17 protein-coding genes are annotated in these 15,985 nt (G+C 67.0%); 6 read left to right on the forward strand and 11 right to left on the reverse strand.

Annotation, left to right across the window (positions count from 1 at the left end):
• Nucleotide 1: 1 nt before the first annotated feature.
• The 3 genes from PQB87_RS15545 to PQB87_RS15555 are packed head-to-tail and all read left to right on the forward strand — an operon-like array spanning nucleotide 2 to nucleotide 1,651.
• Nucleotides 2-817 (forward strand): beta-ketoacyl synthase chain length factor, encoded by an 816-nt coding sequence (locus tag PQB87_RS15545; protein WP_489242366.1) that lies wholly within the window; start codon nucleotides 2-4, stop codon nucleotides 815-817.
• The gene (locus PQB87_RS15550) at nucleotides 817-1,320 is read left to right on the forward strand and encodes a hotdog family protein (RefSeq protein WP_174415964.1); all 504 of its coding nucleotides are present in this window, start codon (nucleotides 817-819) and stop codon (nucleotides 1,318-1,320) included. Before PQB87_RS15545 ends, PQB87_RS15550 begins: the two co-directional genes overlap by 1 nt.
• Before the next feature lie 31 nt (nucleotides 1,321-1,351).
• Entirely contained in the window at nucleotides 1,352-1,651 is a 300-nt protein-coding gene (locus PQB87_RS15555) for a hypothetical protein (protein WP_226144884.1), read from the forward strand.
• 97 nt (nucleotides 1,652-1,748) lie between these two features.
• On the opposite strand, the gene PQB87_RS15560 is transcribed toward PQB87_RS15555, so the two are convergent.
• From PQB87_RS15560 to phaP, 4 genes are all read right to left on the reverse strand, one after another.
• Nucleotides 1,749-1,955: a hypothetical protein gene (locus tag PQB87_RS15560; RefSeq protein ID WP_048025658.1), complete on the reverse strand. Its 207-nt coding sequence runs from the start codon at nucleotides 1,953-1,955 to the stop codon at nucleotides 1,749-1,751.
• A 108-nt stretch (nucleotides 1,956-2,063) separates the two neighbouring features.
• A complete protein-coding gene (gene phbB / locus PQB87_RS15565) occupies nucleotides 2,064-2,807 on the reverse strand; it encodes an acetoacetyl-CoA reductase (protein WP_175829488.1) in 744 nt (247 codons plus the stop codon).
• A 217-nt stretch (nucleotides 2,808-3,024) separates the two neighbouring features.
• Complete coding sequence (locus PQB87_RS15570; RefSeq protein WP_069253953.1) at nucleotides 3,025-4,206, reverse strand: acetyl-CoA C-acetyltransferase; 1,182 nt, start codon at nucleotides 4,204-4,206, stop codon at nucleotides 3,025-3,027.
• A gap of 291 nt (nucleotides 4,207-4,497) precedes the next feature.
• Nucleotides 4,498-5,082 (reverse strand): TIGR01841 family phasin, encoded by a 585-nt coding sequence (phaP, locus tag PQB87_RS15575; RefSeq protein ID WP_059688698.1) that lies wholly within the window; start codon nucleotides 5,080-5,082, stop codon nucleotides 4,498-4,500.
• A 285-nt stretch (nucleotides 5,083-5,367) separates the two neighbouring features.
• Here phaP and PQB87_RS15580 point away from each other — a divergent pair, with 285 nt between their 5' ends.
• Entirely contained in the window at nucleotides 5,368-5,553 is a 186-nt protein-coding gene (locus PQB87_RS15580) for a hypothetical protein (RefSeq protein ID WP_124544371.1), read from the forward strand.
• Between the two features lie 34 nt (nucleotides 5,554-5,587).
• Here the strand turns inward: PQB87_RS15580 and PQB87_RS15585 are convergent, their stop codons facing one another.
• The 5 genes from PQB87_RS15585 to PQB87_RS15605 form a co-directional block, all read right to left on the reverse strand.
• The gene (locus PQB87_RS15585; RefSeq protein WP_059688697.1) at nucleotides 5,588-6,352 is read right to left on the reverse strand and encodes a ParA family protein; all 765 of its coding nucleotides are present in this window, start codon (nucleotides 6,350-6,352) and stop codon (nucleotides 5,588-5,590) included.
• A 101-nt stretch (nucleotides 6,353-6,453) separates the two neighbouring features.
• Nucleotides 6,454-7,077: a DNA-3-methyladenine glycosylase gene (locus PQB87_RS15590; protein WP_489242367.1), complete on the reverse strand. Its 624-nt coding sequence runs from the start codon at nucleotides 7,075-7,077 to the stop codon at nucleotides 6,454-6,456.
• Nucleotides 7,064-7,612: a G/U mismatch-specific DNA glycosylase gene (gene mug / locus PQB87_RS15595; protein WP_489242368.1), complete on the reverse strand. Its 549-nt coding sequence runs from the start codon at nucleotides 7,610-7,612 to the stop codon at nucleotides 7,064-7,066. The genes PQB87_RS15590 and mug overlap by 14 nt, the downstream gene beginning before the upstream one ends.
• Nucleotides 7,613-7,732: 120 nt before the next feature.
• Nucleotides 7,733-8,293 carry a single-stranded DNA-binding protein gene (locus tag PQB87_RS15600; RefSeq protein WP_059651374.1) on the reverse strand — a complete coding sequence of 187 codons (561 nt, stop codon included), beginning with the start codon at nucleotides 8,291-8,293 and terminating at the stop codon, nucleotides 7,733-7,735.
• Nucleotides 8,294-8,394: 101 nt separating this feature from the next.
• A complete protein-coding gene (locus PQB87_RS15605) occupies nucleotides 8,395-9,582 on the reverse strand; it encodes an MFS transporter (protein WP_059688693.1) in 1,188 nt (395 codons plus the stop codon).
• A 264-nt stretch (nucleotides 9,583-9,846) separates the two neighbouring features.
• Here PQB87_RS15605 and uvrA point away from each other — a divergent pair, with 264 nt between their 5' ends.
• Nucleotides 9,847-12,732 (forward strand): excinuclease ABC subunit UvrA, encoded by a 2,886-nt coding sequence (uvrA, locus tag PQB87_RS15610; RefSeq protein WP_027789111.1) that lies wholly within the window; start codon nucleotides 9,847-9,849, stop codon nucleotides 12,730-12,732.
• Between the two features lie 253 nt (nucleotides 12,733-12,985).
• On the forward strand, nucleotides 12,986-14,071 hold the full coding sequence (locus tag PQB87_RS15615; RefSeq protein ID WP_165843528.1) for an AI-2E family transporter: 1,086 nt from the start codon (nucleotides 12,986-12,988) through the stop codon (nucleotides 14,069-14,071).
• Nucleotides 14,072-14,157: 86 nt separating this feature from the next.
• Here the strand turns inward: PQB87_RS15615 and purU are convergent, their stop codons facing one another.
• Both purU and PQB87_RS15625 read right to left on the reverse strand, forming a co-directional pair.
• A complete protein-coding gene (gene purU / locus PQB87_RS15620) occupies nucleotides 14,158-15,042 on the reverse strand; it encodes a formyltetrahydrofolate deformylase (protein ID WP_021162590.1) in 885 nt (294 codons plus the stop codon).
• Between the two features lie 73 nt (nucleotides 15,043-15,115).
• Nucleotides 15,116-15,982, reverse strand: a complete 867-nt coding sequence (locus PQB87_RS15625; RefSeq protein WP_059688690.1) for an NUDIX hydrolase — start codon at nucleotides 15,980-15,982, stop codon at nucleotides 15,116-15,118.
• Between the last annotated feature and the right edge of the window lie 3 nt (nucleotides 15,983-15,985).

Genomic DNA, 15,985 nt, shown 5'->3' on the forward strand with positions numbered 1-15,985 from the left:
CATGACACTGACCGCCTTCATCGAAAGCATCGGCCTCGTCGGCCCGGGATTGAGCGGCTGGCCGCACGCGGCCGACGTGCTCGCGGGCCGCGCGCCGTATGCGCCCGCCCGCACCGAGCTGCCGCCGCCGGCCGGCCTGCCGTCGGCCGAGCGGCGCCGCACGGGCCCCGTCGTGCGCACGGCGCTCGCGGCCGGCCACGAAGCGGTGGCCGCAAGCGCACGCGACGCCGCGACGCTCGCGACCGTGTTCAGCGCGTCGGGCGGCGACGGCCAGAACTGCCATGCGATCTGCGAAACCCTCGCCGGCGACGATCGCCAGTTGTCGCCGACGCGCTTCCACAACTCCGTGCACAACGCGCCGGCCGGCTACTGGAGCATCGCGACCCGCGCGATGGCGACGTCGAACGTGCTGTGCGCGCACGACGGCAGCTTTGCGGCCGGGCTGCTCGAGAGCCTGTGCCAAGTCGTCGTCGATCGCGTGCCGACGCTGCTGATCGCGTACGACACCGACTATCCGGAACCGCTGCGCGCAGTGCGGCCGATCGACGATGCGTTCGGCGTCGCGCTCGTGCTCGCGCCGGACGCGAGCGAACACGCGCTCGCCCGCATCGACGTGCAACTCACCGACACCCCCGCCACGACGCTCGCGCACGCCGGGCTCGACGCGCTGCGTGCCGGCAATCCGGCCGCGCGCGTGCTGCCGCTGCTCGAGGCGCTCGCCGCACGGCGTTCGACACGCGTCGTGCTCGACTACCTGGCCGATACACGCGTGCAGGTCGATGTCGCGATGCCGGATACGTTCGCGGAGCGTGCGTGATGACCGCGACGATCCCGCTCGCGCCGCCGCTCGACCACGCGTGGATCGCCGCGCACATTCCGCACGACGGCGCGATGTGCGTGCTCGATACGGTCGATGCGTGGGATGCCGCCCGCATCCGCTGCACCGCGACGAGCCACCGCGATCCGCACAACCCGCTGCGCGCGCACGGCCGGCTCGCGTCCGTCTGCGGCATCGAATACGCGGCGCAGGCGATGGCCGTGCACGGCGCGTTGCTCGGTGCGCACGAAGCGCGCCCGCGCGTCGGCTATCTGGCGAGCGTGCGCAACGTCGACGCGTTCGTCGACCGGCTCGACACCTTCACGCAGCCGCTCGTCGTCGAAGCGGAACGCGTGAGCGGCGACGCCCGCTCGGTGCTGTACGGCTTCGCGCTGCGCTGCGGCGAGCGCGTGCTGCTGTCCGGCCGCGCCGCGGTGATGCTCGACGCATCGGCGGCCGGCGTGCATCGCCCGGCGCCCGCCGGCGATGCGAATCCTCGCTGAAGAGGCTTGATCAACGGAAGGAAACCAGGTCGTGAAAGTTCGTCAGTTCATTGGTACCGCGCTCGTTCTGGCGCTGATCAGCCCGATCGCGCACGCGGACATGTCGGAAGTGAAGCAGGACATCAAGCGCGATTCGAAGGAAGCCGCGCACAAGACCGGCGAGGCGGCCCGCAGCTTCGGCCACGCGACCGCGAGTGCGGCGAAGGCGGTCGGGCACGGGGTCGCACACGCGTCGCGCGAAGGCTGGGATGCCACCAAGCGCGCGACGAAGCGGGTCTTCCACAAGAACGGCTCCGGCGAGTCGGGCGGAAAGAGCGAAAAGAGCGATTGAGCGATTGACGACGGACATCGCGCGCACCGCCTTGCGGCATGCGCGCGATGCGTGACCGCGCGTCAACGGATGCGTAACTGCCGCCATGCCGCTGCCGTCAACGCGCGCCGCGCATGCGGCGTGCCGGCCTGGCCCGCACGCGCGCGAAACACTTGCCGTAAGCGACGAGCCAGCAATCGCGATGATCGAAGTTCCGCAGCAGCCGCGCACGGCGCCGTTCGAGCCAGAAGAGCGAGATCGCCATCGTCAGCGCGACGGCCAGTGCCGCGCCGCCGATCGCGAGTCCCATCCAGGTGTCGCTCATGCCTTCTCCGGAATGCGGGGCCGCACCGGCACACCTGTGCCGCCGCGGCACTGGAACCAGCGGAACACGGCCCGGCACGGGCATGCGCGCCGTCCGGGCCGCCGTGCGTCAGTGCATGTGCTGGCCACCGTTGATCGCGATGTTGGAGCCCGTCACGAAGCCGGCCTCCTCCGAGCACAGGTAAGCGACCAGCGCCGCGACTTCCTCGGGCTTGCCGAGCCGGCCCGCCGGAATCTGCGGGAGGATCTTCGAGTCGAGGATGTCCTGCGGGATCGCCGTGACCATCTTCGTCGCGAGGTAGCCCGGCGACACGGTGTTCACCGTCACGCCCTTGCGCGCGATCTCGAGCGCGAGCGATTTCGTGAAGCCGTGCATGCCGGCCTTCGCGGCCGCGTAGTTGGTCTGGCCGACCGAACCCTTCGAGCCGTTCACCGACGAGATGTTGACGATGCGGCCCCAGCCGCGCTCGACCATGCTTTCGCAGACCGGCTTCGTCATGTTGAACACGGAATCGAGGTTCGTGCGGATCACCGCATCCCAGTTGACCTTGTCGAGCTTGCGCAGCGTCATGTCGCGCGTGATGCCCGCGTTGTTCACGAGAATGTCGACCGGGCCGACGTCCCGGGCGATCTTCTCGATGCATTGCTGGCACGAATCGTGGTCGGCCACGTCCACCGGATACGCATGGAACTCGCGGCCGGTCGCATGCATCTCGGTCAGCCAGCGGTCCGCGCCGGTGTTGCTCGGCGAATACGTGACGACTACCCGGTGGCCCGCGTCGTTCAACCTGATGCTGACCGCTTCGCCGAGGCCGCCCATTCCACCAGTCACAACTGCAATTCGCTTAGTCATCCTATAAATTACCGACAAAAAAGTAATCGATGAAAGCGGGGCGACGGCATCGCACATGCTGCCGCCCCACCGCTTCGATGCGCAACCGCCCGCGTCGCGGGCACGGCCCGCACCGGCACCTCGCGCTTGTTGTTGACCACTTGTCGTGCGCGAAAACCGCTTCACCCGCGTGCGGCGCTCACCGGCGCCGCACGCGGGACGAATCGTCAGGCCCCGCTCAGGCGCGCTCGACCGCGAGCGCGACGCCCATCCCGCCGCCAATGCACAGCGACGCCAGCCCGCGCTTCGCGTCGCGCTTGGCCATCTCGTGCAGCAGCGTCACCAGGATCCGGCAGCCCGACGCGCCGATCGGGTGACCGATCGCGATCGCCCCGCCGTTCACGTTCACCTTCGACGTGTCCCAGCCCATCTGCTTGTGCACCGCCAGCGCCTGCGCCGCGAACGCCTCGTTGATCTCCATCAGGTCCAGGTCGCCCGGCGTCCAGCCCGCGCGCTCCAGGCACCGGCGCGATGCCGGCACCGGGCCCATCCCCATCACGCTCGGATCGACACCCGCGTTCGCGTATGCCTTGATCTTCGCCAGCGGCGTCAGACCCAGCGCCGCCGCCTTCTGCGCCGACATCACCAGCACCGCCGCCGCACCGTCGTTCAGCCCCGACGCGTTCGCCGCCGTCACCGAGCCGTCCTTCGAGAACGCCGGCTTCAGCCCCGCCAGCGACTCCGCCGTCACGCCATGTCGCACGAACTCGTCGGTCGCGAACTGCAGCGGCTCGCCCTTGCGTTGCGGGATCGACACCGGCACGATCTCGTCGTCGAAGCGGCCCGCCTTCTGCGCGGCTTCCGCCTTGTTCTGCGACAGCGCCGCGAATGCGTCCTGCTCTTCGCGCGTGATCCCGTATTCCTTCGCGACGTTCTCCGCCGTGATGCCCATGTGGTACTGGTTGTACACGTCCCACAGGCCGTCGACGATCATCGTGTCGACCAGCTTCGCATCGCCCATCCGGAAGCCGTCACGCGATCCCGGCAGCACGTGCGGCGACGCGCTCATGTTCTCCTGGCCGCCCGCGATCACGATGTCCGCGTCGCCCGCGACGATCGCGTTCGCTGCCAGCATCACGGCCTTCAGGCCCGAGCCGCACACCTTGTTGATCGTCATCCCCGGCACTGCCGTCGGCAGCCCGGCCTTGATCAGCGACTGCCGCGCCGGGTTCTGGCCCGAGCCGGCCGTCAACACCTGGCCCATGATCACTTCGCTCACCTGCTCGGGCTTCACGCCCGCGCGCTCCAGCACCGCGCGGATCACCGTCGCGCCCAGTTCGGGCGCCGCAATCTTCGCAAGCGAACCGCCGAATTTGCCGACCGCGGTCCGCGCGGCCGATACGATCACTACGTCCGTCATGTCCAGTTCCTGCATTGAAATCAGTTCGTCGTTCCGACGCCGGTGCGAGCCGGTCTCGGCCGGCGAACGCGCTCCCCGGGCCATCCGGCGCGGTAGCGGTCGCATGCCTCCGTACGGCGAACCGCGCCCGTTCGCACGGGCGGCACACCCGCACGTCTCGCCGGTCACCGGCGCGTTGCGGCAAACCGGACGTGAGCCGGACACCGCGCGGCACACGCGGCGTCCGGCGCCATCCGGCGCCGGTCAATCGTGTCGCGCCCGTGCGCGACACATGCTTGCGCGGCTACGCGATCACGCAGCCGATTCGCGGGCGGCCGCGGCGTCCTTGCGCGCGGCGGCGGCCGTTTGCTTCGCACCACGCGTTGCCGTTTCGCTGACCGCGTCGAAGCCGCTCTGGGCGGCTTCGATCGCCTGCCCCGTCGCTGCGCGTACGGAGTCGGCCGCGGCAGTCGCCGCGGACAGCGCCGAGTTCAGCGCGGCCACCACCGGCGCCGAGCCGGCCGGCGCGTGCTTCGACAGCTCGCCCAGCACGTCCTTCAGGCGCTTGTCGTTCTGTTCGTATTGGGCTTGCGCGACCTTTGCCCATTCGGACTGCGTCGACACCGCGATGTCGAACAGGTGGCGGCCGTAGGACACGGCCTTGCCGGCCGCTTCCTGCGGCACGGCGATCTGCTGCGCGAAGCCCACGGCCGGATTGCTGCTGTTGAACGCGTTCTTCAGCTTGTCCTCATATTCCTCGAGCGCCGTCCGGGCCGCTTGCAGGTTGAGTTCGACGACAGCCTCGAAACCTTGGATAGCCGGACGGGCGATCGCAAACCACGCGGCGATACCGGACTGATAATCGGCGTTGAGTTTTTCGGGGGCAAATACGGACATCGGGCACGCTCCTGTTGGCAATGCGAGAGACGACGTAAGGAAAATCGGAAGCCGGCTCGATAGCGGACTTCCTTATTGACAACCCGTCACTTGTTTGAGTACGGGAAGTTGAAGGAGCCCATTCTAGATCGATTAATTGTCAATTAAATGGCATTAATACTAGGTGTAAACCCTTATCTTAATCCCGGGCGACCGCTGGAACCCGTGATGCGCCGACATCGCAGACGAGACGGCGCTTCACTCTGTCCCGCAATGCATTTTTACCTTTTTACAGGATAGCCCATCATGACGTCGCGCAACATTTACCAATTCATTATTCCGTTTATTAGAAAACCGGCGCACATTGAAAATGGAGCAGTCGCTTATGTAATCGTTTTTTGCGGATTTATTATGAAATCGTTTTCGGGATTATTAATGACGAAATCAATGATCGGACGAATTGCGGGTCGCAATAAAAAAACGGCCGCATGATGCGGCCGCGTGCTGGTCAGGCAGGCGCGGAAGATCAGCCGGCCAGTTCGCGATGCAGCGCGAGGAACTCCTGCGCGAGCTTGTGCCCGGGCTCCAGATGGATCACCGGCCTGGACTGCTGATGCGACTCGCGGATCTTTACCGAGGCCGACAGCCTCGACGCGAGCACCGGCAGCCCTTCTTCGACGAGTTCGTCGACGAGCCGCTGCGGCAGGCTCGCTCGCGGCTGGAACTGGTTGATCACGATCCCTTCCACCTCGAGCGCCGCGTTGTGGTCCTGCTGGATCTCCTTCACGTTCTCGAGCAGCGTGTACAGCGCGCGACGTGAAAAATCGTCGCAGTCGAACGGGATCAGGCAGCGCTCGACCGCGATCAGCGCCGAGCGCGTATAGAAATTCAGCGCGGGCGGCGTGTCGATGTACACGGCGTCGTAGGCATCGAGCTCGTTCAGCGCGTCGCGCAGCTTGTAGATCTTGTAACGCGATTCGAGCTTGCCGTGCAGCGTGTCGAGATCCGGATGCGCGGGCATCACGTCGAGCCCTTCGAACGGGGTCGGATGGATGAACGATGCGACGTCGACCGGACGGAAGTTGAAGGTCAGCGCGGTTTCGAAGAAATCGGCGACACCCGGCTGCGCGTCGGCCGTCGCGTCGCCGAGCAGGTAGCGCGTGGAGTTCGCCTGTGCGTCGAGGTCGATGACGAGCGTGCGCAATCCTTCGCTCGCGCTGATCGCCGCCAGGTTGCAGACGATCGTCGACTTGCCCACGCCGCCCTTCTGGTTGAATACGACCCGCCGCATGGTGCCCCCTCGATCGAACGTCGAAAAGAGCAGCTTAGCCGGTCAATAATGGCGACCGCGTGACGCAGGTCGAATTGCGTGCGACTTGTGTACGGCACGCATCAGGTGCGCGGCAGCGCCCCCGACACGTACCGGCTGCCGGGCACGCACCACCGCCACGGGAAGTCCATGCCGACGCGAATGCCGATGCGAGGCCCGCCCGCCAGGTTCACGGGCGGCGCCGTGCCGTCGCCGACGATCGCGAACCCTTCGCGCGCAGCGACGAGATCGACGCCATCCTGCGCACCACCGATGCCCATCGCCTGCGTCAGCCGCGCCGGCCCGCGGCACAGGTCGCGATCGCGCGTCTGCGGCGGCCGAGCCGCACGCATCCGTTCGATCCCGTGCAGCGGCTCGAGCGCACGGATCAGCACGCCCGTTCCCGTGCCGTCCGGGCCGCACACGCAGTTGCAGCACCAGTGCATGCCGTAGGTGAAATAGACGTACAGGTGCCCCGGCGGCCCGAACATCGTCGCGTTGCGCGGCGTCTTGCCGCGATAGGTATGCGCCGCCGGGTCGATCGCACCGGCATAGGCTTCCACTTCGACGATCCGCCCTGCCCGGCCGTCCGCGGCCGCGAGGATCTTGTTGAGCAGTTGCGGCGCGACGTCGGTGGCCGCGCGGTCGAAGAACGCGCGGGGCAGCACGGCGCCCGGCCACGCAGGCGCGGGTTCACCGCGCCGCATCCCGCCCCTCCGGTTGAAGACCGGAACCGGCCTTCGCGTGCAGACGCAGCTGACGGTAGGCATCGACCAGATCGTCGAGGCCGAACGCGAGATTTCTCCCGCTGGGATTGGGCAGCACCCAGACACTTGCCCCCTGCATGCGGGCCGGCTGCAAGCCCCACCCGACCTCACGCTGGCCGGAAAGCGCCGAGTACGCCGCCTTGCCGAGAAAGGCAACGAAGCGCGGCCGATAACGCGCCACCTTTTGCTCGAACCCCGCGGCCGCGGCCATGAATTCCGCGCGCGAAAGCTGATCAGCGCTTGCGGTCGGCCGCTTCACCACCGCCGTCAGGCCGCAGCCATGGCCGAGTATCGCGCGATCGTCCCGCGGCGAAATTTCCGCCGGCGTGAAGCCCGCGAGATGGATCACGCGCCAGAAGCGGTTGCTCCTCCCGGCGAAGTGATGCCCGGTCTCGGCCGCGGTCAGGCCGGGGTTGATCCCGCAGAACAGCACGTCGAGATACGGAGCGATGAGGTCGGGAAGTTCGTCAGCCACGTTTTGCCTGGCGTGCAAGGAGCATCGACGTAAACGAAAGAAGGCCCGAAGACCCGGGCCAAGCAATCGGCTTGACTCGGAGATTCGGGCCCATCGTGATGCGGGATACCGGCGTGTCGATCAGAACGGGATATCGTCGTCCATTTCGTCGAAGCCGCCACCTGCCGGTGCGCTCGGACGGCTTTGCGCGCCGCCGCCAGCACCGCCACGCGCCGCGCCGCCGGCACGACCGCCGCCGCCACCGCCGCGTTCCATCTGTTCGCCGCGACCACCGCCGCCACCACCACCACCGTAGCCGCCGCCGTAACCGCCTTCGTCACCACCGCCACCGCCGCCGCCCGCACCGCCGCGGCCGCCGAGCATCTGCATCTGGTCGGCGACGATTTCGGTCGAGTAACGATCCTGGCCGTCCTGGCCCTGCCACTTGCGCGTGCGGATGCGGCCTTCGATATAGACCGACGAACCCTTCTTCAGGTATTCGCTGACGATTTCCGCCAGACGGCCGAAGAACGCGACGCGATGCCACTCGGTCATTTCCTTGAAATCGCCGCTGGCCTTGTCCTTGTAGCGGTCGGTCGTCGCGAGACGGATGTTCGCAACCGCGTCGCCGCTCGGCAGGTAACGGACTTCAGGATCGGCGCCGAGATTGCCGACGAGGATGACCTTGTTGACGGATGCCATGTGTTTCTCCAGTAAATTCGATGCCGGGCCGCCCGCTCACGCTGCCGGTGCGGCCCGCCGGGCAAGCCGGCGAACGCCGCCGGTGCCTGCCCGAAGTAAGTTCAGGCCTTGCGCGGCGGCGCTTTCATGCTGGCCGCGATTATAAGCCACGCGGCAACGAGCCCCGAGCACGTGTAGAACACCGTGTTGGCGCCCCCGTGCTTCAGCAGCCAGCCGCCCACGATGCCGCCGAGCGCGAGCCCGATCGACTGCGTGGTGTTGTAGACACCCGTGGCCGCGCCCTTGCGCGAACCGGGCGCGAGCTTCGACACGAGCGACGGCTGCGACGCTTCCAGGATGTTGAAACCGAGGAAGTAGACGAACAGGACCGCCGCCACAATCAGGATGGTATGCGGCGCGCTGCCCAGCAGCAATTGACCGATCAGGATAGCCAGAATGCCGCCGAGCAGCACCGGCTTCATCTTGCCCCGTTTTTCCGCGACGATGATCGCCGGAACCATCATCACGAACGCGAGCCCCATCACCGGCAGGTAGACCTTCCAGTGCGCGGCGACCGGCAGGCCGCCGTCGACGAGCAGGCGCGGCACGACGAGGAACAGCGCCGTCTGCGTCGCGTGCAGCACCAGCACGCCGAAGTTCAGGCGCAGCAGCTCGACGTTGTGCAGCACCTCGGCGAACGGCGCGGGCACGTGCACGGGCTTCGCCGCGTCGGGCACGATCCACAGCACGACGCCGATCGCGAGGATCGACAGTACGCCGACGATCGCGAACAGCCCGCTCATCCCGACCCAGTGGAACACGATCGGCGCACCGACGATCGCGACCGCGAACGACACGCCGATCGAGCCGCCGACCATCGCCATCGCCTTCGTGCGGTTCTGCTCGGAGGTCAGGTCGGCGATGAACGCGAGCACCGCGGACGAGACCGCGCCCATCCCTTGGATCACGCGGCCGACGATGATCCACGTGATGTCGTGCGCGAACGCGGCGACGAAGCTGCCGATCGCGAAGATCACGAGGCCCGTGGCGATCACCGGCTTGCGGCCGAACTTGTCCGACGCCCAGCCGTAGAAGATGTAGAACAGCGACTGCGTGACGCCGTAGGCCCCGAGCGCGATGCCGACGAGCAGCACGTTGTCGCCGCCCGGGATGGTTTTCGCGTAGACCGAGAACACCGGCATGATCATGAACAGGCCGAGCATGCGCAGCGCGAAGATCGCCGCGAGCGACGTGGTCGCGCGCAATTCGGGCGCAGTCATGCGGGAAGACGTGGCAGACGGATTGGACATCGGGAATGAATTTCGAATGATCGGGATGACCGCCCGACACCGGGCGGCGGAAGATCAGGACCAGCGGCCCGGGAGGCTTGGCGGGCGACACGTCGGGGCAGGATTCAGGCAGCCCGCAGGCCACCCGGAACCGCGCGGCGCGGCCGCTTTCCCGGCGCAGGCGCCGCCTTGCTGCCACCTGCGGCCAAGGCCGGGGGCCCCAAACGACGGCCTCGAAAAGCCGTTATAGTAGCAGGTTTGGTTCCCTCCATTTTCGCCAGGTTCATGGAACAGATCCGTATCCGTGGGGCACGTACCCACAACCTGAAAAACGTCAATCTCGACCTGCCGCGCCACAAGCTGATCGTGATTACCGGGTTGTCCGGGTCGGGCAAGTCGTCGCTCGCGTTCGACACCCTTTATGCCGAGGGCCAGCGCCGCTACGTCGAAAGCCTGTCCGCGTATGCCCGCCAGTTCCTGCAACTGATGGAGAAACCCGACGTCGACCTGATCGAGGGTCTGTCGCCCGCGATCTCGATCGAGCAGAAGGCGACGTCCCACAACCCGCGTTCGACCGTCGGCACGGTCACGGAAATCCACGACTACCTGCGACTTTTGTACGCACGTGTCGGTACGCCGTACTGCCCCGATCACGACATCCCGCTGGAAGCGCAGAGCGTGTCGCAGATGGTCGACGCGGCGCTCGCGCTGCCCGAGGACACCAAGCTGATGATCCTCGCGCCCGTCATCGCGAACCGCAAGGGCGAACACGCGGAGCTGTTCGAGGACATGCAGGCGCAGGGTTTCGTGCGCTTTCGCGTGCGCTCGGGCGGCGGCGCCGCGAACGAAGGCGTCGCGAAGATCTACGAGGTCGAGTCGCTGCCGAAGCTGAAGAAGAACGACAAGCACACGATCGACGTCGTCGTCGATCGTCTCAAGGTGCGCCCGGACATGAAGCAGCGCCTCGCCGAATCGTTCGAGACGGCGCTGCGCCTCGCCGACGGCCGCGCGATCGCGCTGGAAATGGATACCGACCACGAGCACCTGTTCAGCTCGAAGTTCGCGTGCCCGATCTGCTCGTACTCCCTCCAGGAGCTCGAGCCGCGCCTGTTCTCGTTCAACAACCCGATGGGCGCGTGCCCGGAATGCGACGGCCTCGGCCAGATCACGTTCTTCGACCCGAAGCGGGTCGTCGCGCACCCGTCGCTGTCGCTCGCGGCCGGTGCCGTGAAAGGCTGGGACCGCCGCAACCAGTTCTACTTCCAGATGCTGCAGAGCCTCGCGGCGTTCTACGAGTTCGACATCGACGCCGCGTTCGAGGACCTGCCGGAGAAGATCCGGAAGGTGCTGCTGTTCGGCTCGGGCAAGCAGACGATCCCGTTCTCGTACATCAACGAGCGCGGCCGCACGACGATCCGCGAGCACGTGTTCGAAGGGATCATCCCGAACCTCGAGCGCCGCTACCGCGAGACCGACTCGGTCGCGGTGCGCGAAGAACTGTCGAAGTACCAGAACAACCAGCCGTGCCCGTCGTGCGAAGGCACGCGCCTGCGCCGCGAAGCGCGCCACGTGCGCATCGGCACCGGCGACCACGCGCGCGGCATCTATGAAATCAGCGGCTGGCCGCTGCGCGACGCGCTCGGCTATTTCGACGGCCTGACGCTCGAAGGCGCGAAGCGCGAGATCGCCGACAAGGTGATCAAGGAAATCGTCGCGCGCCTGACGTTCCTGAACAACGTCGGCCTCGACTACCTGTCGCTCGAGCGCAGCGCCGAGACCCTGTCGGGCGGCGAGGCGCAGCGCATCCGGCTCGCGTCGCAGATCGGCTCGGGCCTGACGGGCGTGATGTACGTGCTCGACGAGCCGTCGATCGGCCTGCACCAGCGCGACAACGACCGCCTGATCGCGACGCTCAAGCACCTGCGCGACCTCGGCAACTCGGTGATCGTCGTCGAGCACGACGAGGACATGATCCGCACGGCCGACTACGTCGTCGACATGGGCCCGGGCGCCGGCGAGCACGGCGGCGTGATCGTGGCCGAAGGCACGCCGAAGCAGGTGCAGTCGAACCCGCAGTCGCTCACCGGCCAGTACCTGGTCGGCAAGCGCACGATCGAGTACCCGGACGAGCGGCTCGCGCCCGATCCCGAGCGGATGCTGCGCATCGTCGACGCGCACGGCAACAACCTGAAGCACGTCGATCTCGAGCTGCCGGTCGGCCTGCTGACCTGCATCACCGGCGTGTCGGGCTCCGGCAAGTCGACACTGATCAACGACACGCTGTATCACGCGGTCGCGCGCCACCTGTACGGCTCGTCGGCCGAACCGGCGCCGCACGAGGCGATCGAGGGCCTCGAGCACTTCGACAAGGTGATCAACGTCGACCAGTCGCCGATCGGCCGCACGCCGCGCTCGAACCCGGCCACCTATACGGGCCTGTTCACGCCGATCCGCGAGCTGTTCTCGGGCGTGCCGACCTCGAAGGAACGCGGCTACGATCCGGGCCGCTTCTCGTTCAACGTGAAGGGCGGCCGCTGCGAATCGTGCCAGGGCGACGGCGTGCTGAAGGTCGAGATGCACTTCCTGCCGGACGTCTACGTGCCGTGCGACGTGTGCCACGGCAAGCGCTACAACCGCGAAACGCTCGAAGTGCAGTACAAGGGCAAGAACATCAGCGAAGTGCTCGACATGACCGTCGAGCACGCGTATGCGTTCTTCAACGCGGTGCCGGTCATTGCGCGCAAGCTGAAGACGCTGCTCGACGTCGGCCTCGGCTACATCCGCCTCGGCCAGTCGGCCACCACGCTGTCGGGCGGCGAGGCGCAGCGCGTGAAGCTGTCGCTCGAACTCTCCAAGCGCGACACCGGCCGCACGCTGTACATCCTCGACGAGCCGACCACCGGCCTGCACTTCCACGACATCGCGCTGCTGCTGGAAGTGATCCACCGGCTGCGCGACCAGGGCAACACGGTCGTGATCATCGAGCACAACCTCGACGTGATCAAGACGGCCGACTGGGTGATCGACCTCGGCCCCGAAGGCGGTGCCGGCGGCGGCCAGATCATCGCGCAGGGCACGCCCGAGCAGGTCGCGAAGACGAAAGCGAGCTTTACCGGCAAGTACCTCGCGCCGCTGCTCAAGCGCCCGACCCGCAAGGTCGCGGCGGGCTGACGCTTCGCGCCGCCCTGTCCCTCCCGCGCGCGGCCGCCCGGCCGCGCGCGCCTGCCCGCACCGCGCAACCGGCCTCCTCTCGTTTTCCCTTCTGCGTTTACACCATGCGCCAAACGGCCCCGTTGCGGCCCATAATGGCGGCTATACTTTACGGTCGTAAGGTTCGCCGTACGCACCAATCCGGTGCGGTACCGGGCGAACACGGCTCTGCCGTGCATTCCGCGGCATGACACACGAACGACAGGAATCCACGATGGAGAAGCAACCAGACTCGTCTCGCGATACGCAGAATCGCGAACCGCACCTGCGCAGCGTGCGGCTGACGAGCGATTTCAGCCTGCCGAAGCTGTCGGCACTCGAGATCGGCAGCTATGCGTTTGCGATCCTCGCGATGTGGCTCGTGATCGAGCTCAAGTTGCTCGGCGGGCTGCTGGCCGGCCTGCTCGTCTATCAGCTGATCCACACGATCGCCCCCGTGATCGAACGTCACACCACGAGCATGCGCGCGCGCTGGGTCGCCGTCGTGCTGCTGGCCATCGCGATCGTCGGCGCGCTGACGGGCCTGACGATCGGCATCATCGAGCACTTCGAACGCACGGTGCCGAACCTGCAGAGCCTGCTCGACCAGCTGATGCAGATCGTCGAGCAGACCCGCGCGCGCACACCGGCCTGGATCGCGAACCTGCTGCCCGTCGACGTCGAGCAGATGAAGACGAAGGCCGCCGTGCTGATGCACTCGCACATGGACCAGCTTCAGCAAAGCGGCAAGAGCGTCGCGCGCGGCTTCGGCCACGTGCTGTTCGGGATGATCATCGGCGCGATGATCGCAATCGGCGTCGAGCACGGCAAGGTGCGCCGGCCGCTGTCCACCGCGCTCGTCACGCGCGTGTCGCGCTTCGCCGACGCATTCCGCCGGATCGTGTTCGCGCAGATCAAGATCTCGGCGATCAACGCGGTGTTCACCGGCATCTACCTGCTCGTCGCGCTGCCGATTTTCCACCAGCGGCTGCCGCTGTCGAAAACGCTCGTGCTCGTCACGTTCATCGTCGGCCTGCTGCCCGTGATCGGCAACCTGATCTCGAACACGCTGATCGTCGCCGTGTCGCTGTCGGTCAGCATGGGCACCGCGATCGCGTCGCTTGCGTTCCTCGTGGTCATCCACAAGCTCGAGTACTTCCTGAACGCAAAGATCATCGGCGGCCAGATCGAGTCGCGCGCGTGGGAGCTGCTGCTCGCGATGCTGATCATGGAAGCCGCGTTCGGGCTGCCCGGCGTGATCGCCGCGCCGATCTTCTATGCGTACCTGAAGCGCGAGTTGTACCTGCTGCGGCTGATCTGAAGCAGCCGGCGCGCTCACGCAACAAAAAACGCCGCACCCCGTAAAGGGTGCGGCGTTTTTGCTTGTAACGGGCCTGCGCCGGCGAATCAGCGGAACACGACCGTCTTCGTCCCGTTCAGCACGATCCGGTGCTCGACGTGCCACTTCACCGCACGCGCGAGCGTCACGCACTCGACGTCGCGGCCGATCGCGGTCAGCTGGTCGGGCGTCATGCTGTGGTCGACCCGCTCGACTTCCTGCTCGATGATCGGGCCTTCGTCGAGATCGGTCGTCACGTAGTGCGCGGTCGCACCGATCAGCTTCACGCCGCGATCGAACGCCTGGTAATAAGGCTTCGCCCCCTTGAAGCTCGGCAGGAACGAATGGTGGATGTTGATCGCCCGCCCGGCGAGCTGTTCGCACATGTTCGGCGACAGGATCTGCATGTAGCGCGCGAGCACGACGAGATCGGCCTGGTGCTCGTCGATCACTTCCAGCACGCGCGCTTCCTGCGCGGCCTTCGCGGCATCGGACGAGCCGCCGATCAGCGGAAAGTGATGGAACGGGATGTTGTAGCTCGCGGCGAGCTGATAGAACTCCTTGTGGTTCGACACGATCGCCGGGATCTCGATCGGCAGCTGGCCGGTGCGATAGCGGAACAGCAGGTCGTTCAGGCAGTGGCCGATCTTCGACACCATGATCACGACGCGCGGCTTCACGGCCGCGTCATGCAGTTCCCAGCGCATCGAGAACTGCTCGGCGAGCGGCGCGAATTCCTTGCGAAGCGTGTCGAGCGCCGTCGCGGCATCCGCGCCGCCGCCGTCCTGCTCGAAGTGCACGCGCATGAAGAATTCGCTGGTGCGGCTGTCGCCGAACTGCGCCGAATCGAGGATGTTGTTGCTGCGCTCGAACAGGAAGCCCGAGACCGCATGGACGATGCCGTGCCGGTCGGGGCACGACAGTTTCAAGATAAAGCTGTGATCGGTCGGCATGACCGCTACTCCCTTCGTTTCCGTATTCGTCAAATTGCCCGTTCGCGCCGCCGGACTGCGTGCGCGGCACGCGTCACGCGGCCGGTGCGAACAGGGCGTCGATGCCCGCCGCGTCGGCCGCCGGGATCCAGCGGTGGCGCAGCAGCGTGTCGAGCGTCGCGAGGCTCGCATCCATCGTCGCGCGGCCGGCGCGCAGCCAGCCGATCACCTCGGGCACGCCGGCCAGCAGGTGCTCGGCCACTTCGCCGTCCTGGTTGCGCGGCGCGAAGTCGCGCGGCAGCGGCAGGTCGTACACGAAGATCAGTTCGGACTGCGTGCCTTCCGGCAGCGAGCACAGCACCTGCACCGCGCGGCCCGCGATCGCGCGCGCGGCCAGTTCGGCGGGAATGCCGGCTTCTTCCCAGCATTCCTTCGCGAGCGTCTCGTGAACGCCCAGGCCCCAGCCGATCCCGCCCGCGACGACGTTGTCGAGCATGCCGGGGTCGGTTGCCTTGGTCTCGCTGCGGCGGCCGAGCCACATCTGCGGGACGGCCGCGGCGGGCGGCTCGCCCGGCGCAACCGCATATTCTACGATGCCGTTCAGATGCACCGCGTAAGTCTGCGTGCCGAAGAAGCGCGACGCAGCGCGCTCGATGTACGCGAGCGGCGGATCGTCGAAGCGGTTGCGGATCGCGTAGATCTCGTCGCGCCAGCCGGGAATCGCGCCTTCGGCCGCGAGCGCGCCGATGGCACTCGCCAGCGCCATGCTGCGTGCGTCGACCGAGTCGTAGCGCGCCGCCAGCACGACGCGCTCGTCGGTCAGCTCGAACACGTCGGGCCAGCGGGCGAGCATCGCGACATCCTGGCGGCGCACCCAGCCGACCGCCTGGCCGGCCATCTCGAAACGCAGGTGCGCGGCCGGGTCGAAACGGCGCGCGGCCGCAATGCACGGAAACGTCATCGT

The organism is Burkholderia sp. KL41, from assembly GCF_057005415.2.

What these genes read in the sequence shown, in the direction of transcription:
- PQB87_RS15580 (WP_124544371.1), top strand. Translation starts at nt 5,368, where the DNA reads ATGACGTCGCGCAACATTTACCAATTCATTATTCCGTTTATTAGAAAA.
- purU (WP_021162590.1), bottom strand. Translation starts at nt 15,042, where the DNA reads ATGCCGACCGATCACAGCTTTATCTTGAAACTGTCGTGCCCCGACCGG.
- PQB87_RS15615 (WP_165843528.1), top strand. Translation starts at nt 12,986, where the DNA reads ATGGAGAAGCAACCAGACTCGTCTCGCGATACGCAGAATCGCGAACCG.
- uvrA (WP_027789111.1), top strand. Translation starts at nt 9,847, where the DNA reads ATGGAACAGATCCGTATCCGTGGGGCACGTACCCACAACCTGAAAAAC.
- PQB87_RS15545 (WP_489242366.1), top strand. Translation starts at nt 2, where the DNA reads ATGACACTGACCGCCTTCATCGAAAGCATCGGCCTCGTCGGCCCGGGA.
- PQB87_RS15605 (WP_059688693.1), bottom strand. Translation starts at nt 9,582, where the DNA reads ATGTCCAATCCGTCTGCCACGTCTTCCCGCATGACTGCGCCCGAATTG.
- phbB (WP_175829488.1), bottom strand. Translation starts at nt 2,807, where the DNA reads ATGACTAAGCGAATTGCAGTTGTGACTGGTGGAATGGGCGGCCTCGGC.
- PQB87_RS15625 (WP_059688690.1), bottom strand. Translation starts at nt 15,982, where the DNA reads ATGACGTTTCCGTGCATTGCGGCCGCGCGCCGTTTCGACCCGGCCGCG.
- PQB87_RS15550 (WP_174415964.1), top strand. Translation starts at nt 817, where the DNA reads ATGACCGCGACGATCCCGCTCGCGCCGCCGCTCGACCACGCGTGGATC.
- PQB87_RS15590 (WP_489242367.1), bottom strand. Translation starts at nt 7,077, where the DNA reads ATGCGGCGCGGTGAACCCGCGCCTGCGTGGCCGGGCGCCGTGCTGCCC.
- phaP (WP_059688698.1), bottom strand. Translation starts at nt 5,082, where the DNA reads ATGTCCGTATTTGCCCCCGAAAAACTCAACGCCGATTATCAGTCCGGT.
- PQB87_RS15600 (WP_059651374.1), bottom strand. Translation starts at nt 8,293, where the DNA reads ATGGCATCCGTCAACAAGGTCATCCTCGTCGGCAATCTCGGCGCCGAT.
- PQB87_RS15560 (WP_048025658.1), bottom strand. Translation starts at nt 1,955, where the DNA reads ATGAGCGACACCTGGATGGGACTCGCGATCGGCGGCGCGGCACTGGCC.
- PQB87_RS15570 (WP_069253953.1), bottom strand. Translation starts at nt 4,206, where the DNA reads ATGACGGACGTAGTGATCGTATCGGCCGCGCGGACCGCGGTCGGCAAA.
- PQB87_RS15585 (WP_059688697.1), bottom strand. Translation starts at nt 6,352, where the DNA reads ATGCGGCGGGTCGTATTCAACCAGAAGGGCGGCGTGGGCAAGTCGACG.